The sequence below is a fragment of the Tepidibacillus sp. LV47 genome, assembly GCF_048381575.1.
Lineage (GTDB): Bacteria > Bacillota > Bacilli > Tepidibacillales > Tepidibacillaceae > Tepidibacillus.
Genome location: NZ_JBLWIF010000001.1, coordinates 421592 through 446036, shown reverse-complemented (window position 1 = coordinate 446036; position 24445 = coordinate 421592). Strand labels below are relative to the sequence as shown.

Below are 24445 nucleotides of genomic sequence, written 5' to 3'. Positions count from 1 at the left end.
AAATCACTACTAGAAAATAGGGGAGTTCCCTCATACTCCTAAAGCAAACGAAGAAGTAGAATGAAATTAGCATGATATGTAGGTAATAAAATATTCAAAAAAGGAATGATAGAGATGAACAGGGAAGAATTACTACAAAAGTATAAGTTGAAAGGGAACCCGAATAAAGGTTTAATCATGGCAACTTTTGGTTTCTTTATTGGATTTGCTGCAGTCTCATTATATGGCCCGGTTGCAACCAATTTTAATAAAGTTATGCATATGCCAGGACTTATGCTCGGTTTTTTAGTTGCGGCACCGAACTTAACGGGTTCTTTATTACGAATTCCTTTTGGAGCTTGGGTGGACAAAGCAGGAGGAAAGAAGCCATTCTTAACTTTATTCCTTTTATCCATCATCGGAATGGCCGGATTAACAACAATTCTTTACTTATACTATCCTGACAATCTTACATTAAAAATGTATCCACTCATCTTTTTATTTGGTTTGCTTAGTGGCAGTGGAATTGCAACGTTTTCTGTTGGCGTTCCTCAGACATCATATTGGTTTCCGCAGAATAAACAAGGTTTTGCCCTTGGGGCATATGGCGGTTTAGGTAACACCGCTCCAGGGATTTTTGGAATATTACTTCCTTTTGCATTAGTAGGATTAGGCTTGCCAGGTTCTTACGCCATATGGTTTGTTTTCTTAGTTGTAGGGACCGCAATTTATGCTACATTTGCCCAAGATGCCTATTATTTTCAATTACTTAAAAAAGGTGTAAACCAAGATGAAGCGAAGAAGGTGGCAAAAGAATTAGGACAAGAATTATTCCCTTCAGGAACTGTTGTACAAGCGCTAAAAATCTCTGCAAAAGTGCCTGGTACTTGGGGATTAGTAGCCCTTTACTTTACATCATTCGGTGGATTCTTAGCATTAACAACTTGGTTCCCAACTTATTGGATTCAATATTATGGTATTGGTGTTCGTCAAGCAGGTCTATTAATGGCATTAGGGTTCTCGATTCTTGCTTCGCTTATCCGTGTTTATGGTGGACATATTAGTGACAAATTCGGTGGAGAAAAAACAGCAATAGCTAGTTTTATGATCGTACTTGTCGGATCGGTTATTCTCATTCTTTCAAATAGCTTTGGAATCTCCTTATTAGGTGAAATTGTTATGGGTGTTGGTATGGGAGTAGCTAATGCGGCAGTATTTAAACTTGTACCTAAATATGTTCCTAATGCACCAGGTGGTGCCAGCGGTTGGGTTGGCGGCCTTGGAGCGTTTGGCGGGTTTGTCGTACCGCCGATTCTTGGTGTTTTCGTTGATACATATGGAAAAGCTGGTTATGCAAAAGGTTTTGCGGTATATACCGTATTAGCTGTAATTTCGATCATCATCTCTTTGGTATTGATGAACAAATACGGTAAGAATGCAAAAAAAGCTTAATGATTCGACGGTATATACGCTTTACCCTCCCCTCTAAATAGATAAACTAGACTTTTATTCTCTCGTAAACCCTGAAAAAGTCTCAGTGAATCATCACTGGGACTTTTACTTTATATCGTTCACCTAACTTCAATGTATAGGATCTCTTCGAGTCTAACTTAAGGGTTCCACCTTTTAGGATCTGCTATGATAGGGAATCTTCCCGCGCCAAAATAGGGGAGTTCCCTGATATGGCTAGAAAAATAGAAAGGTTACAATGACAGTAATAGATTATGGGTTGATAAAGAAAGAGAGGAGAGACCGCATGAAGAAAAAGCTTTCACCTTTGATGAAGAAGCTTCGTTTCTTTCGTCCCATTGAACGTTACTCCAATGGTTGGAGCGAATTATCGTCACAGGATCGGGAATGGGAAAAGATCTATCGTCAAAGATGGCAACATGATAAAGTTGTTCGTACGACGCACGGTGTAAACTGTACCGGTTCATGTAGTTGGAAGGTTTTCGTCAAAGATGGGATTATTACTTGGGAGAATCAGGCCATCGATTATCCATCAACAGGGCCAGATCTGCCTGAATTTGAACCACGGGGCTGCCCAAGAGGAGCCAGTTTTTCGTGGTATACCTATAGCCACCTTCGGGTGAAATATCCATATGTTCGTGGCGTATTGCTTCAATTTTGGCGTGAAGCATTAAAAGAAGCAAATGGAGATCATGTTGAAGCATGGAAGCGTATCGTCGAAGATCCAGAAAAAGCACGTGCCTATAAATCGGCTCGGGGAAAAGGCGGCATGGTTCGTTCAACCTGGGAAGAGGTTTACCAAATCATCTCCGCGCAATTAATTTATACGATTAAAAAGTATGGCCCAGATCGCATCGCTGGTTTTACCCCCATTCCAGCAATGTCGATGGTGAGTTATGCGGCAGGTTCCCGTTTCTTAACATTGGTAGGGGCACCAATGCTTAGTTTCTACGATTGGTATGCCGATCTACCGCCCGCTTCACCGCAAATTTGGGGTGAACAAACAGATGTACCAGAGAGTAGTGACTGGTATAATGCAGGTTATTTGATGATGTGGGGATCCAACGTACCGTTGACCCGTACACCTGATGCTCACTTTATGACAGAAGTTCGCTATAAAGGAACCAAAGTGGTTTCTGTCAGTCCAGATTATGCTGAGTCTGTAAAATTTGCCGATACATGGTTAGCGGTGAATCCTGGTTCGGACGGAGCTTTAGCACAAGCGATGACTCATGTGATTCTCAAAGAGTTTTATGTAGAAAAAGAAACCCCATATTTTATCGAATATGCTAAGAAATACACAGATCTTCCCTACCTCATTACCTTGAAGAAAAAAGGTGATACATTTGTAACCGATCGCTTCTTGGTAGCTAGTGACCTCGGATACCCATTAGAAAATGCAGAATGGAAACCGGTCGTCCTTGACGAAAAAACCAACCAATTTGTCGTACCCATTGGCAGCATTGGTCACCGGCATGAAGGAAAGGGAACATGGAATCTCAAGATGCAGGATGAACAAGGGAATCCTTATGATCCAAAAATGAGTTTACTTGGATTAGAAGATGAGATTGTATCTCTTGAACTTCCTTACTTTGATAATACCAAACGAGATGTTCTTCTCCGCTTTGTCCCTGTAAAACGAATTGAGAAAGACGGGGAAGAAATGGTTGTAACAACTGTTTATGATCTCATGCTTGCTAACTACGGCATTGATCGTGGATTACCTGGTGATTATGCAAAAAATTATAATGAGAAAAAGGCTTATACCCCGGCATGGCAAGAAGAATATACCGGTGTTTCAAGGGAGCAAGTGATTCAAATTGCCCGCGAATTCGCCCAAAACGCAATCGATACCAAAGGCCGTTCGATGATTATCATGGGTGCTGGAATTAACCACTGGTATAATGCAGATACCATCTATCGGACGATTTTGAACCTCGTATTATTAACGGGTTCACAAGGAGTAAATGGCGGTGGTTGGGCCCATTATGTTGGACAAGAAAAAGTCCGTCCTGCAGAAGGATGGCAAACCGTTGCTTTTGCCCGCGACTGGCAAATGCCACCAAGGTTGCAGAACGCTACTTCCTATTATTATTTTGCGACTGATCAATGGCGGTATGAAGAGTTACCGATGAATGAACTTAGTGCAGCTTATGTTGAAAAGCCAAGATACCAACATGCAGCCGATTATAACGCATTAGCGGCTCGATTAGGATGGTTGCCTTCTTACCCTCAATTTAATCGCAATTCCCTTCAATTAGTAGAAGAAGCAAAGAAAGCAGGAGAAGAGCCAATCCCATATGTGGTGAAAGAGCTAAAAGAAGGTCGAATGCAGTTTGCAGTAGAAGATCCAGATCATCCAGTCAACTTCCCACGTACCTTATTCGTGTGGCGGGCCAACTTGATCTCTAGTTCAGGGAAAGGCCATGATTATTTCTTAAAACATTTACTTGGCACTTCTCATGGTTTGTTAGGAGAAGAGAGCAAGGAATTACGTACAAGCGAAATCAAATGGCATGAAAAAGCTCCAGAAGGGAAATTGGATCTGCTTGTCAATCTAGAATTCAGAATGTCTGGAACCGCATTATATTCAGATATCGTCTTACCAGCAGCAACTTGGTATGAAAAACACGATATTAGCAGCACGGATATGCATCCATTTATTCATCCGTTCAACCCTGCGATTAATCCTCCATGGGAGGCAAAATCGGATTGGGATATCTTTAAGGGATTAGCGAAAGTTTTCTCGGAAATGGCAAAAACCTATTTACCTGAAGTTCAAAAAGATATTGTGGCTGCACCATTGCAGCACGATTCACCTGACGAGATCGCCCAACCATTTGGTAAAGTAAAGGATTGGCGAAAAGGGGAAGTTGAACCGATTCCAGGAAAAACCATGCCGAAACTCGTCATTGTGGAACGGGATTATACCAAAATCTATGACAAATTCACAGCGCTTGGACCATTAGTAGAAATGAATCCAATTGGAGCCCATGGCGTATCCTGGTCAGCAAAAGAAGAGTACGAGGAATTAAAGAAGATTAATGGTACAGTAAAGTCAGCTTCAATTGCTCAGGGAATGCCACAGTTAGAAACGGCTCGGCAAGCAGCAGAAACGATCATGACCTTATCTAGTGCAACAAATGGGAAAATGGCTTTGAAGGCATGGGAATCGGAAGAGAAGAAGACGGGTTTGCAATTGAAAGACTTGATAGAAGGACGGATAGATGAGAAATTCGATTTCAATAGTATCACTGCTCAGCCAAAAGAAGTGATCCCAACTCCAGTCTTTAGTGGAACGAATAAAGGACGTCGTTACTCTCCATTTACGACCAACATTGAACGACTTGTCCCATTTCGAACGTTAACGGGTCGTCAACATTTCTATGTAGATCATGAGATCATGTTGGAATATGGAGAAGGTTTGCCGACATTTAAACCAACCTTACCAACACAAGCCTTTGCGAAGCATGAAAACATGCCAGATGGAGAAGGAAAAACCATTACCTTACGTTATTTAACTCCACATGGTAAGTGGAATATTCACAGTATGTATTACGATTCTTTAACCATGTTAACCCTCTTCCGTGGAGGTCCAACCGTTTGGATGAATAACGAAGATGCGGAGGAGGTTGGAATCAAAGATAACGATTGGATTGAAGTATACAACCGAAACGGTGTCGTTGTGGCTCGTGCAGTAGTCACTCACCGGATGCCAAAAGGAACTACCTATATGTACCATGCGCAAGATCGTACCATCAACGTGCCAAGTTCAGAGATTACTCATTTACGCGGAGGTACACATAACAGCCCAACACGGATCCATCTAAAACCAACCCATGTAATTGGCGGATATGCACAGTTTAGTTACGGATTTAACTATTATGGGCCTACTGGAAACCAACGTGACTTAAAAGTAGTCATTCGCAAACTTAAGGAGGTGGATTGGCTTGAAGATTAAAGCACAAGTTGCCATGGTGATGAATCTTGATAAATGCATTGGTTGCCACACCTGCAGTGTGACTTGTAAGAACACCTGGACCAACCGTCCAGGTGCTGAATACATTTGGTTCAACAATGTAGAAACCAAACCAGGTATTGGGTATCCCATGGAATGGGAAAACCAAGAAAAGTATAAAGGGGGTTGGGTTCTTAAGAACGGGAAATTAGAATTAAGAGCCGGAAACCGTGTCAACAAATTAGCAAATATCTTTTATAACCCAGACCTACCTACGATTGATGAATATTACGAGCCTTGGACTTATGATTATGATAAGTTAACCAATAGTCCCCAAAAAGAGATTCAACCCGTAGCTCGGCCAAAATCCCAGATTACTGGTGAATATATGGAATTGAAATGGGGTCCGAACTGGGAAGACGATTTAGCAGGTGCTCATGAAACTGGAAAACGGGATCCCAACCTAAAAGGAATCGAAGAAGAAATCCGCTTTGAATTTGAGCAAGCTTTTATGATGCATTTACCACGAATCTGTGAGCATTGTCTCAACCCATCTTGTGTAGCTTCTTGTCCTTCTGGTGCGATGTATAAACGGGATGAGGATGGAATTGTTTTAGTGGATCAAGAGGCTTGCCGCGGTTGGCGTTTCTGTATGACGGGCTGCCCATACAAAAAGGTCTATTTCAACTGGCAAACCCAAAAAGCAGAAAAATGTACCTTCTGTTTCCCGCGCATTGAAGCTGGGTTACCTACCGTATGTAGCGAAACCTGTACTGGACGAATTCGCTATATTGGGGTTCTTCTCTATGATGCAGATCGTGTAGCGGAAGCAGCATCTGTTGCAGATGAAAAAGAATTATATCATGCCCATTTAAGCTTGTTCCTTGATCCCAATGTCAAAGAAGTGATTGAGCAAGCACGTCGTGATGGAATCAGCGAAGATTGGTTAGAAGCAGCTCGAAAATCACCAATATACAAGTTAGCGATTGAATACAAGATTGCTCTACCCTTACACCCTGAATATCGGACTTTACCTATGGTTTGGTATGTGCCACCATTAAGTCCAATTATGAATCGGATCGAAGGAAAAGGTTCTTCATTAGACCCATTAGATATTTTCCCTGCTATTGATGAAATGAGAATTCCTGTTCAATATTTGGCAAATTTACTTTCAGCAGGGGACGAGCAAGTGATTACAACTGTTTTAAAACGGATGGCTGCGATGAGACAGTTTATGCGTGCAAAAAATCTTGGCAAGGAATATGATACCAATATCCTTCAAGGGTTAGGATTAAATGAAACGATCATTGAAGAAATGTATCGTTTACTGGCAATTGCCAAATATGAAGATCGCTTTGTGATTCCGACAGCACATAAAGAGGAATTCATGCACCTCTATTCTGAGCAAGGAAGTACGGGATTTGACTTTAATGGTGGAGATTGTAGCACTTGTATGACAGGAGATTACTACGGAGACAACGCTAGTTTCTTCCTGATGATGGTGGACAAAAATGGGAAATAGAGAAATCTTACATCTGATCTCCATCCTTTTACAGTATCCTGATCCAGAGTGGTTTGAAGCCGACTTAGAAAGGGGAATCAATGATCTCTCCGATTTAAATCCTGAAATCTACGAGAAATTAAGAAGTTTTTTCCAGTTTATTCGGCAAACAACCATTGATAAGTTACAAGACCTCTATGTTCAAACCTTTGATTTTAATGAAAAAACCAATCTGTATTTAACTTATTCCAAGATGAAAGAGGAAAAAAAACGGGGAGTCGTCTTAGCAGAATTAAAACAATTCTACGAACAAGCTGGTTTTATCATGGAGACGGATGAATTACCCGATTACTTCCCCCTCTTCCTTGAATTTATTACGGTAGCAAAAGATGAGGAGATAAAGAAACTCCTTGCAGCTTTTCTCCCAGCGATTGAAACATTAAAGGATGAATTGTTAGCGATTAATAGTCCTTACGCCAATCTAGTAGAGGCTAGTTTATTCATTCTTCATCAGATGTTACCAAATGACACTTTGAAGGAGGTGTAAAGATGAACTTTTGGAATCAATTTTGGTGGGTTATCTTCCCCTATTTGATGCTTGCCATTTTTGTCATTGGCCATATCTATCGCTATAACACAGATCAACTCGGCTGGACAGCAAAATCCAGTGAATTTATGGAAAAGAACACCTTAAAATGGGGAAGTATCCTCTTTCATGTGGGAATTTTGATGGTTCTTGGCGGCCATTTGGTCGGATTACTTATTCCAAAAGCTTGGACAGAAGCAGTGGGGATAAGTGAAGAGATGTACCATGCAAGTGCTATATTTGGTGGTGGTATCGCTGGATTGATTACATTTACAGGAATCCTTATCCTCTTATTCCGCCGGGTCAATGTAAAACGGGTGCGTTTGACAAGCAGTTTCAGTGATATGCTGGTTGCGATTCTACTATTCATTGAGATTGTTATGGGAATGTACAATACCTTAGGTTATAACTTGTTCGTCGGCGGTTTTGACTACCGAGAAACGCTTGCGCCATGGTTACGGGGATTACTTGTTTTCCGGCCTGATCCTACATTAATGATCGATGTTCCCCTATTTTTTAAGTTGCATACCTTGTTTGCCTTTGCGATCTTTGGCATCTGGCCTTTTACAAGATTGGTACACGTGTGGAGTTTTCCGTTAGAGTATTTAAAAAGAAGTACGATTCTTTACCGTAGTAGGAATGCACAAAGAGTTATGCAATTCAGACAATTGCAACAAAAATAATAATAGCTATTTCATAACCTATCTTTATATAAAAATAGGAAAAGGATTACTAAATATAGTATCCTTTTCCTTTTTTAATAGGATTAATATAAAATCATTTTTCTATAATCATAAACTATGAGAAAGGCAAACAACCTTAAATATTATCATCTTATAGTAATAATTTACTATATATCACGATGTAATACTATTGTAAAATAATAACTTGGAAGGAAATTGAAATTCTTATTCATTAACTTTTTAAATGGGGAGAGGAATGCATGGATAAGAAAATATATCTTTTATGGCAATAATCATAAACATTTTTATATTTACCCAAAAGTGCTGTTACCTCATGGATACGATCCAACAACCCGTGAATGGTACCAAGAGGCTTTCAAGAATAAGGACAAGAAAGAAGCTGTCCTAATAGTAGATCGGATCATCAGTAAATATTGTAATATAATTATAGTACAAATTTACTATATATAACGGTGCAATATCTATTATAAAATAATTACTATCAAAAAACTTGAAATTTTTTAAGCAATCTTATCGATTTTATATAAAGTGAATGATTCGTAGGACCCTAAAAAACGAAAGGTAAAGTGGGGATTTATATGGAGCATTATTTAGACGATGCTGTTAAAAGGCAACACATTATTATGGCAGATCTGCTACATGCCATTGAACGTGATGAATTTGTGGTTTACTACCAGCCTCTTATGAATGTAACAACGAAGCAAATAACGGGGGTTGAAGCGTTAATACGTTGGCAACATCCTACTTTAGGAATGATTCCACCAGTAGAATTTATCCCTTTGGCAGAGAAAACGGGGGTGATTAATGAATTAGGCAAGTGGGTATTAAGAAAAGCAAGTGAACAAATAAAATCGATTCATTATGAAGGATTTTCAGACTTAAGGATTATGGTAAATATTTCACCACTTCAATTACAGGAACCAAACTTTGTAGAGATGGTAAAGCAAATATTAGAAGAAACCCAATTAGACCCACATTATTTAGATCTGGAAATTACTGAAAACATAGAAACTCAACAAAATCAAAATATCCTTAAAAAAATTACCGAATTAAAATCGATGGGAATTCAAATTTCTATGGATGATTTTGGGACTGGCTATTCTTCATTGAGTAAACTTAGGGATTTGCCCTTTGATGCGGTTAAAATTGATGGATTGTTTTTACAAAATGTCCATAAGAATAAAAAGAATGCTACTATCGTTGAAACATTGGTTGCATTAGGAGAAAAATTAAATTTAAGGGTTATTGCTGAAGGGGTAGAAACCAAGGAACAACTTAACTTTTTAATTGATAAACGCTGCCAGGAAATTCAGGGTTATCTGTTAAGCAAACCTATTCCATTTAATAAGTTAAAAAGTTTTTTGAAGTCGAAAATAGTATTTGATTTAATCTAATAGTTATCGATAGTAATCATAGAAATGATAGAAGAATATTTGGAAATTTAGGAATGTCGCAGGGAGGTTAAAAATGAAAACAATAAAATCTAAATTAATCGTTTTTAATATCATTGTTGTACTTATCATCTTAGGGTTTTTAGGTGGATATAGCATTATATCTACAATCAATCAAAATCACCAAACATTAAAACAGTATAAAGAAAGTCTGTTAAAAGATTATGATACGATGGTAAAAGGTCAAGTCGAAACCGCAGTTTCTCTATTAAATTATGCATATAATCAATATCGTAATGGAAGTATGACAGAAGATGAAGCAAAAAAGCTTGGAATTCAGTTAGTCAAAGAACTACGCTATGGAAAATCAGGATATTTTTGGATCGATCGAACAGATGGAATTTTAGTTGGACATCCAATGATTCCGAAAGAAGAAGGTACTAACCGAATAAATCTCAAAGATCCTAATGGTGTTTATATCATTCAAAATATTATTAAAGCAGCGAAAAATGGAGAAAATAATGGTTATTCAGAATATATGTGGGAAAAGCCAGAAGATGTAGGAACGAATAAGTTAACGAAAAAAAGAGTCTATTCTAAACTATTTGAACCATGGAATTTTATTGTAAGTACAGGTAATTATATTGATGAAATTGATAGAATAGTGAATCAACAGGAAATGATATACAGGCAAAACATTCAAAGGAATATTTTGATTATACTTGTAGTAATAACAACACTACTATTCATAACGGGAATCATCGTTTATCTTTTTAGCAATAAGTTATCTAAGCGAATCTCAATGATCGTTGATCATATAGAGAAAATAGCCAATAAGGATCTTTCGGTGAATGAAATTGCAATTGATTCTAATGATGAGATTGGCAAAGTTGGTAAAGCACTTAATATTATGGTAGCTAATATTAAAGACTTAATAAAAGAAATCATCGTAAATGCTAGAGATATAGAAACTTCAAGTCAACAATTATCTGCTTCAGTTGAAGAGATTGTCATTCAAAGCCAAAATATCAATGCTGCTACACAACAAATTGCGGCAGGAATGGAAGAAACAAGTGCCGCTACCGAGGAGATTAGTGCATCAGGTCAAGAAGTAGCCAATACGACAAAACAATTTGTCGCAAGCGCTAAAGAAGGAAATGTAATTGTAAAAGAGATTGAAAAAAGAGCGGAACAAATCAAAGAAAATGCGGAACAATCGAGTACATTAGCAGAAACGATGTATGCAGAAAAACAAGCGCGAATTTTGAAGGCTATTGAAGAGGGGAAAGTAGTTGCTGAAATTGGAAAAATGGCTGATGTCATTGCTGAAATAGCAGATCAAACCAATTTACTTGCTTTAAATGCAGCAATTGAAGCAGCAAGAGCTGGAGAACATGGCAGAGGTTTTGCTGTTGTGGCCGATGAGGTAAGGAAATTAGCAGAACAATCGACGAATACCGTTTCCGAAATACAACAAGTGGTAAAACAGGTACAAGGAAGTTTCCAAAACTTATCAAACCATGCAAATGATATCTTGCAATTTATCAATGATAAAGTGAATAAGGACTACAAAATGCTTCTAGAGACTGGAGAACAATACCAACAAGATGCGAACCTAATTGGCCAAATGTTTGCAGAGTTTACAGAAAAGTCGGAGCAAATCTCTAACTCGATTGAACAGATAAATGCTGCGATTGAATCTGTCGCTTCTTCTGTAGAACAGTCTACGACAAGTTCGCAAGATATTTCTAGCAATTCGGTAGAAATTACTACAGCGATTGAAGAAGTGGCAAAAGTGGCCAATGCTCAAGCTGAACTGGCAGAAAAATTAAATGAAATGGTAAAGAAATTTAAAATTTGATAAATAAATCAAAAAGGGGATGGTTTACAAACTATCCCTCTTTTTTTCTATTCATGCAAAATAAAACGTTTTGGAGAAAGTGAAAAAAAAGGGATTGTATTTTTTGGTTATAATACTGTATTCTCAATATATATTCATATTAAAGTATTTGATATTAAAAATTGGGAGGGAACTAGATGAAGCTGAACTTATTAACCCAAATTTTTATTGCTTTTATTCTTGCTATTTTATTAGGCTGGATCGTTGGTCCAAGTATTGAAGTGATTAAACCTTTAGGAGATTTATTTTTAAGATTAATTAAATTTATCATTGTACCATTAGTCTTATCTTCTTTAATTATAGGGGTTGCAAGTATTGGCGATGTAAAAAAACTTGGACGAATGGGAACAAAAACCATCGCTTATTATCTTGTAACGACCGCTATTGCTGTTTCCATTGGTTTAGTTCTCGGGAATCTTTTTGACCCTGGTAAAGGAGTCAATGTAAGTGGAGTACAAAAGGCGGTAGAAGTTAAGCAACCAACCAGCATTGTGGAAACACTACTGAATATTGTTCCTATCAATCCGTTTAAATCTCTTGTTGATGGAGAAATGTTACAAATCATCTTCTTTGCTCTCTTTCTAGGAATTGGTATGACCCTTATTGGGGAAAAAGGGAAAACATTGTACAAGTTTTTTGATGATTTAGCAGAAACTATGTACAAAATTACGGGCATTGTGATGAGATTCGCACCCATTGGAATTTTGGGATTAGTTGCACCAGTTGTTGGTAAATATGGATTAGATGTTTTATTACCCTTATCGAAAGTCATCTTAGCTGTTTTAATCGGTTCGATCTTACACGCTTTACTGGTTTATTCCTCATCTGTGAAGTTCTTTGCGAAAATGAGCCCTTTGAAATTTTTTAAAGGGATCGCCCCAGCAATGCTTGTTGCCTTTAGTACATCAAGTAGTGCAGGAACATTGCCAGTTACCATCAAAAATACAGAAGAAAATCTAGGAGTTTCAAAGCGGGTAAGTAGTTTTGTTCTGCCTTTAGGTGCAACGATTAACATGGATGGTACTGCACTGTACCAAGGGGTAAGCGCCTTGTTTATCGCTCAATTTTTTGGGATTGACTTAACGCTATCTCAGCAAATCACGATCGTATTAACAGCCACATTGGCTTCAATTGGAACAGCTGGAGTACCTGGTGCAGGATTAATTATGCTGACGATGGTTTTACAATCTGTAAATCTACCGATTGAAGGTATTGGTCTTATAGCAGGTATTGACCGTATTTTAGATATGATTCGTACCACGATTAACATCACTGGTGATGCTTCTGCTGCAGTTGTGGTTGCCGCTACAGAAGGAGAGTTAAGTGAAGACATGTCCGTAAATGTACTATAATAAAAGTAGGTAATAAAGCCAGCGTCATTATGACGTTGGCTTTAGTTTTTGTGTGCGCCTGGGTACAAGAACCCAATTGGAGGCTTAACGTTGTGGGGGAGTTTGCGTAAAAAAACAAAGCTCAATAACTACCCGAAACAAGGAGAGTAGATGTAGCAGATATATGGAGGGAAAGTTTGCGCTCTTACCTGAGGAGGTCTGACAGATACACTATGGAAATTAAATTTGAAATAGTAACCCATGTAGTGATAATGGCTGAACTGTGAGAGATATAACCAAAGAAGGACCTCATTGATCCTTCTGTTTTTCTTGTTGGAGTCTCTTTTCCCGTAATCGATAGCTTTCCCCCTTCAGATTAAAAATAATGGAATGATGCAGTAATCGATCTAACATCGCTGTCGCCAACACCGAGTCTCCCACAATTTCTCCCCATTCCCCAAAGCTTTTGTTGGAAGTGAGGATAATCGGGGCATGCTCGTACCGCCGGGCGATCACCTGAAATAAGAAATGAGCGCTGTTTGGGTCCAGTTTTAAGTACCCCATTTCATCAATAATGAGAACGGTTGGCTTCACAAAGACACGAAGCTTTTTCTCCAACTTTTCTTCCTGGGCGGCTCTTCTTAACTGAGTGACCAAATCGTGAGCGGTAATAAAATACGTTTTATACCCTCTTGCGATCGCCTCCATTCCAGTCGAAATAGCTAGGTGTGTCTTTCCAATCCCCGGCGGACCGAGAAAAAAAATATTCTCCTTTCGATCAATAAACGACAGGGTAAGCAGCTCTCGAATCCGGCGCTCATCCACCGAAGGCTGTGCGGTAAAATCAAGAGCTTGAAAGGCTAAAGATGCATCGGTATATACTCGATTCTCTCCTTTTTCTACGGATACAACTGCTGCAGAAAGGTTATCCATTCTTAAGAGAGAAACTATGAAAAACTGGAAGGGAAATTTTCCTATTAATCTATTTTGATTTTTAGCTACCAATACTAAATGGCGATGAGCCTTATACCTCTGTCTAATATGTTACCAAATTTGCGCTCAAATACTCTGTCGGACAAAGATAGATTTTCTTTTACCGTCTGTATTAACATAAGACTATGTGTAAAATATTTCTCGAGGATCTTAATAGAAAATACTAGCCAAAAAAAGAGAAGGCGTTCTATCATAAATGTATGCTTCCACGCAAATACATTTTAGAAAGAGGCCTTCTCATGGAGAATATTATAACAAGATTATATCAGTTAATAAAGAATACAAATAATTTAATTGAGTTAGAGGAAAACATTCAAAATTATATGCATGAGGTATTCGCTTCTTTGTTAGGGGAGATTTTTACGCAGCTAAACCAAGTCATTAAGGAAAAACAACAAGAAAAAGGTTGGTTCGTAAAAAGGGAAGATTGGAAAACGATTCAATTTACGTTTGGCGTTGTACGTTTCCAACATACATTAATAGGTGACAAAAAGGGGGACTCTCACTATCCTTTTGATGAGTGGATAGGAATACGGAAATACCAGCGATATAGTCCTTTAGTTGAAGTGAAAGTAGCAGAACTAGCAAGTGAGAGTACCTATCGTGAATCCGCACGTATATTACAGGAATGGACAGCAGTTAACATTAGTCATCAAACCATAGGAAGTATCGTAACGTGTAGGAAAAGCACAAGCTAAGGCGGATAAAGAAATGGCTATCGAGTTAGATGAAGCTGCATCTTTACCAGAAGGTAAAAAAGTAGATTATTTATACGTGGAGGCAGATGGCGTATTTATTAAAGGAACAAAGAAGAAAAAAAGTTTAGAAGTTCGCCATGCCGTTGTACATGAAGGATGGGAAAAGAACGGGAAACGGGTAGCTTTGCGCGAACCAAAAGTGATTATGACGACTCAATTAACAGCAGATTTTTGGAAAGAAGTTCAGGCATTTACCGCCCATCAATATTCATTAGAAAATACACAGATTGTTTCAAATAGCGATGGAGGGCAAGGCTATACTGCGGAGAAGTTTCAAGAAGCCTTTTCACAGTCTCGCTATGCTGTTTTAAATCAGTTAGACCCCTATCATATTGCACAGGCATTAAATAAGGCAATAGGTGGTGGGAAGAGCGAGTACAAGGATTCCATTAGAAAAGCTTTAAAAGAACACAATCTAGATGATTTTACGTTATGGTTGGATACATATGAAAGTACACTCGATGAACAGAAACAAATAGAAAAAGTAAAGGCTTTTCGCTCATACATACAAAATAACTGGAGCCGTATGTTTGATTGGAGAGAAAAAGTAAAAAACCCACCAAAGGATGCAAGGAGTTTAGGGGCAATGGAATCCAATCAACGTCATGTATCCTACCGGATGAAAAAGCGAGGAATGCATTGGAGTTTAGAAGGTGCAGAAGCGATGGTAAAAGTGAAACAAGGAATCTTAAATAAAACATTAAGAACTACTTATCTGGCGCAACAACGAAGAAGTGAAAGAAAACAACGTGACGTGAAGAAAACCGTAAGATTAGCACAAATTCTACGGGAGAGCACTCGTCCATCGATTGGAGTAAAGCAAGGCTCCATTATCTTGTATACTTCTCACTAAACGGCAATAGGAAATCTTATGAAGAGTATTCGAAATACCTAGGTTAATTAGTTAGGGTCTTTAGAGCTTACTAATTAACCCAGGCCACCAAGCGATAGCGCGGTAGCTATGGAAAGTGTACAAAAATAGAATGCTGTAACTGCTAGTGTTAAAGGTTGATCGAGAATAACTTGACACAAACGAAAAATGGTTGCCTGTTGATTTGTATATTGGAGGAGCTGAGCATGCCGTACTCCATCTGCTTTATGCACGGTTTTGGCATAAAATACTGTATGATATCGGCATTGTCAGTACAAAGGAACCTTTTTATAAACTAGTCAACCAAGGTATGATTTTAGGCGAAAATATGGAAAAAATGAGTAAATCCCGTGGAAACGTGATAAATCCAGATGAGATTGTTAACACATATGGAGCAGATACTCTTAGAATGTATGAAATGTTCATGGGTCCGCTCGAGGCAACCAAGCCTTGGAATACAAATGGTGTAGAAGGATCTTATCGCTTTTTGAATCGGATATGGCGCTTGTTTGTTACCGAAGAAGGCCAATTAAATCCGAAAATCACTTCTTGTGAGGGCACAGAAAGCTTTAAGCGTACTTGGCATAAAACGATTAAAAAAATAACAGAAGACTACGAAAACCTTCGTTTTAATACAGCAATCAGTCAAATGATGATATTTGTGAATGAGGCATATAAAGCAGGAACATTTTGTGCAGATGCTTTCTCCAATAGCACCGCACATTGCTGAAGAGCTATGGCAGAATCTCGGCAACACGGAAACGATAACTTACCAATCTTGGCCGGAATACGATGAAGAGCTAACTATTGAAAACGAAGTAGAAATAGTTGTCCAAGTAAACGGTAAAATTATGGAACGGGCAAATATTCCAACCGATATGGACAAGGATGCAATGATTGAAATGGCACTTGATCTGGAAAAAGTAAAAGCAGCGATCGAAGGAAAAACAATTCGGAAAAAGATTGCTGTACCGGGTAAACTGGTTAATATTGTGGTAGGCTACCACAATTTTTTCATAGGTGAGGGGGAAGCTGGATGCCAACAAGGATGAAATTAACTGATATTGATTTGATCAATGTTTTAAGTTCTCCAGACTTGAGTGATTATTTCAAGAAGTTTCGGGAAAAACAGTTTTTTAAAAAAGAAGTAATTTTTACTCCTAATGAGCACAGTAACCTTATTTTTTTTATAAAGACCGGTCGGGTACGGGTTTATCTGGTAAGTGGAGACAAAGAATTTACGTTATCTATTTTAGAACCGGGTGATATTTTTAGTACTCATACCAGAGCATTTTGTCAAGCCTTAGAAAATACTACAATATTAGTTGCTGATATTCAGGTTTTAAGAAAGATAATCGCAGAAATACCTGATGTAGCATTAATTATGGTTCATGTGCTTGGCGATTTACTGAAAAATTCCATCACTATTATTAATGGTTTGGCTTTTAAAGAAGCTCGCATGAGATTGGCAGAATTTATTATTAAAGCTGTAGAGGATAAGGGAAAGCAAACAGCAGACGGCATCAGGGTAGAAATAGGGTTAACTACTGAAGAATTGGCTATGATTATAGGCTCTACCCGACAAACAGTATCTATGCTTTTAAATGACTTTCGTAAATCGGATATCCTTAAAAAAATTGATCGGCGATCTTTCCTCATTCAAAATTTACCAAAGCTTGAGCAGTTGGCAATGGAATAAAAACAAATTTTAGAATAATCTTTATTTTTATCGAATACTGTCGGTTACCCGACAGTATTTTTTTTCTGTGCTTGCTACAATGAATGTGATAAATATCACAGTGATATATAACGGGAGGTTAAAGAATGAAGGAGAAATTATTATCAGTGGAAGATTTAACCATTGATACAGGTGTACAGCAAATGATCCTCAAGTCACGTGATGAAGGCGTTAAAACTGCCTTTGATCGCAACTCGGAAATCGGTGCACGCTGTACGTTTGGAGAATTGGGGGTTTGTTGTAAGCGCTGTCTTGCCGGACCGTGCCGCATTTTACCCGGAGGTAAAGGTCCTCAAACAGGAGTGTGCGGTGCTACTGCTGACCAGATAGTAGCAAGGAACTTTTTGGAGATGGTGGCCCAAGGAATGGCTCCTCACATTGAGCATGCTAGAGAAGTTGCATTGACCCTGTTAGAAACAGCAGAAGGGAAAGCACCATATGAGATTAAAAACCCGGAAAAATTAATCAATATTGCCTCAAAATTAGGATTAACAGTAGATGGCAAAGAAATTGAGGAAGTGGCTAAAGATGTTGCTTTAAAAGCTTTGGAAAGCTTTCAACAGCAGTATGGAATACTACCTTGGTTAGAAATGAATGCTAATCAAAAAACTCTGGCAAGATGGAAAGAGTTAAATATAATACCGGCAAATGCCCATCATGAGTTAACAGTTGCTATTAATCGTGTAACCATGGGCTCCGATGCCGATCCGGTCAACCTGTTACTCGGTGTTATGAGATTAGGTATAACTGACGGATATGCCGGATTACATCTGTCTACTGATTTACAGGATGTTCTGTTCGGTACTCCTGGTCTAGTGAAGTCCAAATATCGTTTAGGCGTAATTAAAGAAAAAATGGTGAATATTTCTGTACATGGTCATATACCTATGCTTGCAGATAAGGTGGTTGAGTGGGCAGAAAAGCTTGAAGATGAAGCTAAAGCTGTTGGCGCTGAAGGGATTAACGTATTTGGAATCTGCTGTTCAGCCAATGAAGTCTTAATGCGCAAAGGTATACCTGTAGCAACTAATTTTGCCAGTCAAGAAGCCCCCATTTTAACAGGCGCTGTTGAAGCTATGGCAGTTGACATTCAATGTGTAATGCCTAGTTTACCTACTGTGTCAAATGATTACCATACAGAGGTAATTACTTCTCTCCCCTACTCCAAAATCCCGGGGGCTTCTCATATTGAATTTACTCCGGCAAAGGCTGACGAGGTGGCACAAGCCATTGTCCGTAAAGCTATAGCTAATTTTGGGAAAAGAGATCCGGAAAAAATGCAAATTCCACCGGAAATTGTTGATGCTTATGCCGGATTTTCTACTGAACAAATCGTCGAGGCTCTCAAAAATGTAAACCCGGAAGATCCGTTAAAGCCATTAGTAGACAATATTAAGGCCGGTAATATTTTAGGTGTTGTAGCGTTGGTAGGCTGTACAAATCCAAGGGTTAAGCAGGATTGGGCAAATGTAGAAATGGCAAAGGAACTGCTAAAGCATAATGTGATGGTTGTGGCTACAGGTTGTTCCGCCCATTCTTTAGGTAAATTCGGATTATTATCACCTGAAGGATTGGAGTACTGTGGTGATGGATTAAAACAGGTTCTTACAGCTGTTGGTCAGGCTAATGGTATGGAAGCTCTACCTCCTGTTCTGCATATGGGTAGCTGCGTTGATAATTCACGCATAGCTGACTTGGTAAGTGCTTTAGCTGATTATATCGGTGTAGAAGCAAAGGATTTACCTGTTGCGGGTTCAACTCCTGAAATAATGAATCCTAAAGCATTAGCCATTGGTGTTTATTTCCTTGCTCATGGTGTAGACGTCCATGTTGGGATTATGCCGCCTATCGGCGGATCAGAGTTGGTTACTAATTTTTTAACGGGAAGTAAAGAAGAACATGAATTAACAACTGATGGTCTATTTGGAGGAAAAGTAATCTACGAGAAGGATCCTATCGAAGCAGCGCATGTGGTAATAGAAAGAATAAAGAAAAAAAGAGCTGAACTATTAGGAGAGTGAACTCGTTCAGCTAAAGCTGAACATCGGGGAATCAGGTGGAGAGTCCACTCCACCTGATTAAAATCCCACTTAAAGAAATGGGGACTTAGTCCCATATTTAAAAGATAAATACAAATTAAAAATTATAGGGGCTGATATCATTGTCAGATAAAGGAATGAAAATTGCTGTATCGGGTAAAGGCGGAGTAGGAAAGACTTCTCTTTCCTCCCTCCTTGCACATATCTTTGCGCAAGAGGGAAAGCAGGTTTTAGCAGTTGATGCCGACCCGGATGCCAATTTCGGGACAGCATTGGGTTTTCCGCAAGATATACTGGATAAATTGACTACTATTGCTGAAGATAAAAAATTAATTAAAGAGCGTACCGGAGCAGAACCGGGGAAAACCGGTCAGGTATTTTCACTTAATCCCCTTGTTAGTGATATTCCGGAAAAATATGCAGTAGAGCATAACGGAATAAAGCTAATGCGAATGGGGAATGTAGTGACAGGTGGTGCCGGATGTGCGTGTCCGGAAAATAGTCTTCTAAAACAGTTACTTCGTCATCTTGTTGTTAAGGCTGATGAAACCGTGATTGTAGATATGGAAGCAGGCTTAGAACATCTAGGACGCGGAACCGCTGAAGGAGTGGATGCATTTATTGTTGTGGTTGAACCGGGGCAAAGGAGTTTTCAGACAGCCAGGGCGGTAGTGAAATTAGCTCAAGACTTAGGAGTTACAAAAGTTTATGCAGTCGCAAACAAGGTTCGTTCCGGTGATGAAGAAATCATTAAAAAATCCTTAGACTTTATACCTATTTTAGGAATAATGCCATATGACCCGGAATTAATTTCTGCGGATTTGTCAGGTGCAGGAGTTTTTCATAGCGCTCTAAAAAGTGTTGAATTTGCTTACAAAATATATGAACGATTATTAGAAGAAATGACCAATACCGAGGAAAATGGCAATTTAACATTTAGAAAGTAGGGGGAAATATGCATATACCTGACGGAATACTTGAAGTGGAAGTATGGGGTACTGCTACAATATTAGTAGGAGCCGTAATGTATAAAGGAGTTAATTATTCAAAAAAAATATGGAAAGGTATATGGTTCCTGTTATGGGGGTATGAACTGCCCCCTGTCAAGTAGACAGTGGAAATAATTAAAATCAGCTAAGCGGCTTGGGTCCTATATTCCATAGGGCTGAGGCCGTTTAGTCGTTTTTGAAGTCGTTCATCAAAGATTCCATTGGTGCATTATCAATACACCTACCAACACGTGACATACTATGAGTCATCTTTGCCTCATCAATTCTCCTCTTAAATCCAAGTGAAGTATATTGAAATCCACGATCACTATGAATGAAAGGTTGTTCTCTGGAGGGGGTTCGATTTAACCATTTATAGTAAGAGGACCGCGCGATCCCAGCGATTTCACAAAGTAGAGTAATAGAAAAGCCTTCTTCCTCATGTAACTCTTGAATAGCTATATATGTATCGGGAAATCGTACCTGGCTTATTCCCGCATCCTTTCGAGTTCCTCTAACTTTTTTAAGAATGCGTTTTCTGCTCGTAACCGTTCATTCTCTCGTTCAAGCTTCTTCATTTCTAATTTGAGCTTTTCTTCTGGTGTGAGCTCTTGTTCTTCTTTTTTCCTTCCTCGTCTATCTCTCAGTGCTTCTTCTCCACCATCTTCATATTTCTTTACCCATTGATAAACTTGTTGGTAGGAAACTTTATATGTTTCAGCCCATTTGAAAATTTCTATTGTTCTCCAAACAATATTCGACAATCTGAATCCGTTCTTCCCACGTGGTTTTTCTTCCTTTTGCCATAGAGCTCGTCCTTCCTTTCGACGTATCCTTTAATTCCCTATGACGATTATAACGCTCCACCCATCGTTGGAGAACGGATCGACTGGAGATTTCATAGATTCTGACAATCTCATATTGAGAATATTGACCCGATAAATAATCCCTTACAGCTGCATCTTTGGTTCCTTTCGTGTAACGCTTTCTGGTTGTTGATTTTTCTAAACCTTCTATTCCATATAACTCAAACCTCTTTACCCATTCTATTACGGAGTATTTCGTGATTTGATATTGACAACAAATTTCTTTCAAGGTGTAATTTCCAATATGATAAGCAAGCACCACTTCCTGCTTGAATTGAGTAGAGTACGATTGTTTCCCCATAGAAAAACTCCCCTTAAGATTAAACAGATTTTTGTTTTTTAACCTGTCTACCTTAAGGGGAGCATATCATTTGAACGATAACCCCGAATTTTAGACACAAAAAAAAAGAGTCTAAGATTCGGGTTTTTTATTAAAGTATAGATTGGTATAATTTTGCATGTATTATACCGATGTGATTTGATTAGGCGATTCATCCTCCGCCTCAATCTCTTTTGGAGGTAGGTTGGGGAAAAGTTTAGAATTAGGTTAATAGGATGGAGTAAATGAAGAAAGTTTTTTTTCTAAGAAAATGACTAGATATAGGGGAATTTTCTAATTTTAAGTTTTTCCTATTTTCAAGTAAAATAGATTTAAACTTTTGTGAAAGAGAGAGAAGAAAATTGAACATTTATCAATTGATTTTTATTGTGTTTGCTTTTATTTTGACCCTTATCATTGGTTTTCTTCTTGGTTTTCGTTTTGGGAAAAATCTTAATCGTGAACAAAATAATTTTGAAGTTTCCTTGAGGAATAAGCAAAGCATAAAAGAAGTTGAAAATACGAATCGAAGCTTACGAGATATCATCATAGCCAAAATGGAACAATTACAACAAAAGACAAATGTGGATTTTGTGGCTTTAGCTATTTATGATGTCATGACCGATGAGATACGTTGGCGTTTAGCTATTGGAGCTAGTAATGAACGGTATAAACGAATTGTCATTCGAATGGGGAAAGGAATTGCTGGTGAAGTGGTTCAATTGAATCGGACAGTTAAGATTGAAAATTTCCCCTATGATACGATTGGCTATCCAATCGAATATCCGATCATTTTAATCGAACATCTTCGAAGTGTTTTGGCTGTACCCGTGTCATTTCAGCAAAAAATCTATGGTGTTCTCTTAATTGGTCAAAGAACGGAAAGAGTATTTGAAGATATTGATGAACAAGAAACGAAGAACGTAGGGCAGGAAATTGCAAAAGAACTAGAGAGGGCAAACATTTATGACCGTATTCTTCATGAGGCTGATTTAGACAAAACTCAATCTTTAGATCAACAATTGTATCAAAATGATTTTATTCAATATTTGCTACGAAAACAAAAGGAGTCAAATAAAGAGAAAAAAGGGAAGATCGAGTTTGAAGTTTTAGACCAATCGATTGTAGAGATTACGAATGATGTACAGCAAACGCTTATTTATAATATGGAAGTAATTTTTACGATACTGAATCAAAATAAAGATGATCAAACGAATGTCAGTATCGGGCGTGAAGGAAATTATCTTCTGATAGAATTTAAAAGTAATCGTTCCATCCTATCAACGAAAGAAACATTTGGCCAACTTTATGAGCGTATTGGGCAAATTGGAGGATCGGTTATATCTTATCGTGAAGAAGGTGGTTTCCATCTTGTAATGCAAGTTCCAGTATGGAGTTACCAAAATCCTTTTTCATAACACATGTTTCAAAATTATCTTATTGAATCTCAGTATTGAGTTCATGGAATAAAGCAGAGATTTCTTCTTTCTCTTCTTGGCTTAAAATCAAGCTTATCAAGGGAAAAATAATGATCTTTTTGTCACTTATGAAAGGAGTCGATAAACGATGCATCAACAATTCCGGGACAAGCTCTCACACTATCATTTTTACCCTTGGTTAATATTTATTGCAGTCACAACAGGAACCTTTATGACCAATGTAGATGCAAGTATTTTAAATGTTGCATTACCTGTTTTAGAAGATTACTTTTCCGCCGGACCCCAAACCTTACAGTGGGTGATCTCTGGTTACCTATTGGTGATTACAAGTATTCTACCAGCCGTAGGGAAACTGTCCGATATCAAAGGGCGAAAAAAAATGTTTATGATTGGACTTTCTATCTTTACTTTCGGATCGTTTCTCTCTGCATTATCTGCAACAGTCTGGCAGCTTGTGGCGTTTCGCATTATTCAAGGCGTTGGTGGTGCGATTATGCAAGGAAATGTGATGTCCATCGTTGCCTATACGTTTCCGCCTGGACGAAGAGGGAAGGCTTTAGGTGCAATTGGGAGTGTTGTTGCAGCGGGAACCATTGTTGGACCAGCACTTGGTGGATTTCTTATTCATCATTTCGGATGGCCAGCGATCTTTTGGGTGAACGTTCCTATTGGTATTCTAGGAATTGTAGGAACTTATATTCTTCTCCCACCCGACCAACTTGACGATCAACAGGAACGATTAGACTATGCTGGTTCAGCGATCTTTTTCGTAGCAATGACGGCCTTGTTACTTTATGTTTCTCAATCACAGGAATGGGGATTTCGTAGTGTGGCGAGTTTGACTTCACTTATCATTGCGATTGTTGCTTGGATCGGATTTGTTTATTGGGAGAATCGAGTAAAAATACCACTTATTGATTTGTCCTTCTTTAAAAACCCTACTTTTACGATTGGGAATTTTGCGGGTTATGTATCCTATGTGTTAATCATGTTTCCATCCATTCTATTGCCGCTTTATTTACATCATGTGGTTCATGTTAGCGTAGACCAAATTGGTTTCTTGATGACTGCTCAGGCGATTGCGATGATGATTGCTGCACCGATTGCTGGATGGTTGTCTGATCGGGTTGGTCATGACCTACCTTCAGTAATTGGAATGGGAGTAACTGCCATTTCCTTGTGGATGATGGGGCAGTATGATACGACAACACAGCCTTTTCATGTTGTGCTTGCCTTAAGCCTGTTTGGAATTGGCGTAGGTATGTTTCAATCTCCGAATAATGTGGCGATCCTAGAAAGTGTACCTGTCGGTCAAACAGGGGTTACAGGTGGAATTATTGCAACGGTGCGTAACTTTGGACGAGTAAGTGGTGTTGCAGTTGTTGTTTTTTTATTCCAATGGATGATGGGAGCAAGTGATACAGTTCATCAATATGTCGAAAGTGTCTCGTTTGTATTTTTATTTGGCAGCGGTTTGGCAGTGGTGACATTACTCGTACTAATCAGTCGTCTACGAGTCTCACTAAAAAAGAAAAAGGAATTATACTAAATAAAAAATCGAACTTTAAGGTGCGAATTTATCTTGCACCTTTTTTGTTTTTTTGCCATCTAAG

Annotated in this window: 14 protein-coding genes and 3 pseudogenes; 15 read left to right on the top strand and 2 right to left on the bottom strand. The window is 38.5% G+C overall.

Translation table 11 applies throughout. The features are described from left to right. The first annotated feature begins 114 nt into the window (after positions 1–114). The 8 genes from ACMW72_RS02210 (at position 115) to ACMW72_RS02175 (ending at position 12841) form a co-directional block, all read left to right on the top strand. Positions 115–1431, top strand: a complete 1317-nt coding sequence (locus ACMW72_RS02210; protein ID WP_418367190.1) for an MFS transporter — start codon at positions 115–117, stop codon at positions 1429–1431. 304 nt (positions 1432–1735) lie between these two features. Then, a complete protein-coding gene (locus tag ACMW72_RS02205) occupies positions 1736–5410 on the top strand; it encodes a nitrate reductase subunit alpha (protein WP_418367189.1) in 3675 nt (1224 codons plus the stop codon). Continuing rightward, the gene (narH, locus tag ACMW72_RS02200) at positions 5400–6929 is read left to right on the top strand and encodes a nitrate reductase subunit beta (protein WP_418367188.1); all 1530 of its coding nucleotides are present in this window, start codon (positions 5400–5402) and stop codon (positions 6927–6929) included. The genes ACMW72_RS02205 and narH overlap by 11 nt, the downstream gene beginning before the upstream one ends. Next, complete coding sequence (gene narJ / locus ACMW72_RS02195) at positions 6919–7455, top strand: nitrate reductase molybdenum cofactor assembly chaperone (protein WP_418367187.1); 537 nt, start codon at positions 6919–6921, stop codon at positions 7453–7455. Before narH ends, narJ begins: the two co-directional genes overlap by 11 nt. A 2-nt stretch (positions 7456–7457) precedes the next feature. After that, entirely contained in the window at positions 7458–8177 is a 720-nt protein-coding gene (gene narI / locus ACMW72_RS02190; protein WP_418367186.1) for a respiratory nitrate reductase subunit gamma, read from the top strand. A 599-nt stretch (positions 8178–8776) separates the two neighbouring features. Continuing rightward, positions 8777–9592, top strand: coding sequence for a putative bifunctional diguanylate cyclase/phosphodiesterase (locus tag ACMW72_RS02185; RefSeq protein ID WP_418367185.1), 816 nt, complete (start codon positions 8777–8779; stop codon positions 9590–9592). Positions 9593–9665: 73 nt separating this feature from the next. After that, entirely contained in the window at positions 9666–11450 is a 1785-nt protein-coding gene (locus tag ACMW72_RS02180) for a methyl-accepting chemotaxis protein (protein ID WP_418367184.1), read from the top strand. A gap of 176 nt (positions 11451–11626) precedes the next feature. Continuing rightward, the gene (locus ACMW72_RS02175; protein ID WP_132766780.1) at positions 11627–12841 is read left to right on the top strand and encodes a dicarboxylate/amino acid:cation symporter; all 1215 of its coding nucleotides are present in this window, start codon (positions 11627–11629) and stop codon (positions 12839–12841) included. A gap of 288 nt (positions 12842–13129) precedes the next feature. On the opposite strand, the gene istB is transcribed toward ACMW72_RS02175, so the two are convergent. Continuing rightward, entirely contained in the window at positions 13130–13861 is a 732-nt protein-coding gene (istB, locus tag ACMW72_RS02170; RefSeq protein ID WP_418367381.1) for an IS21-like element helper ATPase IstB, read from the bottom strand. Between the two features lie 191 nt (positions 13862–14052). Here istB and ACMW72_RS02165 point away from each other — a divergent pair. The 5 genes and pseudogenes from ACMW72_RS02165 (at position 14053) to ACMW72_RS02145 (ending at position 20166) form a co-directional block, all read left to right on the top strand. Next, positions 14053–15424: pseudogene (locus tag ACMW72_RS02165) on the top strand (ISLre2 family transposase). A gap of 172 nt (positions 15425–15596) precedes the next feature. Continuing rightward, positions 15597–16494, top strand: a pseudogene (locus ACMW72_RS02160) (class I tRNA ligase family protein); the annotation flags it as partial. Next, a complete protein-coding gene (locus ACMW72_RS02155) occupies positions 16479–17141 on the top strand; it encodes a Crp/Fnr family transcriptional regulator (protein WP_418367183.1) in 663 nt (220 codons plus the stop codon). The pseudogene ACMW72_RS02160 and the gene ACMW72_RS02155, both read left to right, overlap by 16 nt. 125 nt (positions 17142–17266) lie before the next feature. Further along, positions 17267–19201, top strand: a complete 1935-nt coding sequence (cooS, locus tag ACMW72_RS02150; RefSeq protein ID WP_418367182.1) for an anaerobic carbon-monoxide dehydrogenase catalytic subunit — start codon at positions 17267–17269, stop codon at positions 19199–19201. A gap of 140 nt (positions 19202–19341) precedes the next feature. Further along, positions 19342–20166 (top strand): AAA family ATPase, encoded by an 825-nt coding sequence (locus ACMW72_RS02145; RefSeq protein ID WP_418367181.1) that lies wholly within the window; start codon positions 19342–19344, stop codon positions 20164–20166. 187 nt (positions 20167–20353) lie between these two features. Here ACMW72_RS02145 and ACMW72_RS02140 read toward each other — a convergent pair. Continuing rightward, a pseudogene (locus ACMW72_RS02140) lies at positions 20354–21375 on the bottom strand (helix-turn-helix domain-containing protein). 380 nt (positions 21376–21755) lie between these two features. On the opposite strand from ACMW72_RS02140, the gene ACMW72_RS02135 reads away from it, so the two are divergent. Beyond that, positions 21756–22811 carry a GAF domain-containing protein gene (locus tag ACMW72_RS02135; RefSeq protein WP_418367180.1) on the top strand — a complete coding sequence of 352 codons (1056 nt, stop codon included), beginning with the start codon at positions 21756–21758 and terminating at the stop codon, positions 22809–22811. 148 nt (positions 22812–22959) lie between these two features. Beyond that, positions 22960–24381, top strand: coding sequence for an MFS transporter (locus tag ACMW72_RS02130; RefSeq protein ID WP_418367179.1), 1422 nt, complete (start codon positions 22960–22962; stop codon positions 24379–24381). Positions 24382–24445: the final 64 nt, after the last annotated feature.

Bases quoted from the DNA above. Each gene is read 5' to 3' on its own strand.
- ACMW72_RS02210 (WP_418367190.1), top strand. From the start codon at position 115: ATGAACAGGGAAGAATTACTACAAAAGTATAAGTTGAAAGGGAACCCG.
- ACMW72_RS02205 (WP_418367189.1), top strand. From the start codon at position 1,736: ATGAAGAAAAAGCTTTCACCTTTGATGAAGAAGCTTCGTTTCTTTCGT.
- narJ (WP_418367187.1), top strand. From the start codon at position 6,919: ATGGGAAATAGAGAAATCTTACATCTGATCTCCATCCTTTTACAGTAT.
- narI (WP_418367186.1), top strand. From the start codon at position 7,458: ATGAACTTTTGGAATCAATTTTGGTGGGTTATCTTCCCCTATTTGATG.
- ACMW72_RS02185 (WP_418367185.1), top strand. From the start codon at position 8,777: ATGGAGCATTATTTAGACGATGCTGTTAAAAGGCAACACATTATTATG.
- ACMW72_RS02180 (WP_418367184.1), top strand. From the start codon at position 9,666: ATGAAAACAATAAAATCTAAATTAATCGTTTTTAATATCATTGTTGTA.
- ACMW72_RS02175 (WP_132766780.1), top strand. From the start codon at position 11,627: ATGAAGCTGAACTTATTAACCCAAATTTTTATTGCTTTTATTCTTGCT.
- ACMW72_RS02155 (WP_418367183.1), top strand. From the start codon at position 16,479: ATGCCAACAAGGATGAAATTAACTGATATTGATTTGATCAATGTTTTA.
- cooS (WP_418367182.1), top strand. From the start codon at position 17,267: ATGAAGGAGAAATTATTATCAGTGGAAGATTTAACCATTGATACAGGT.
- ACMW72_RS02130 (WP_418367179.1), top strand. From the start codon at position 22,960: ATGCATCAACAATTCCGGGACAAGCTCTCACACTATCATTTTTACCCT.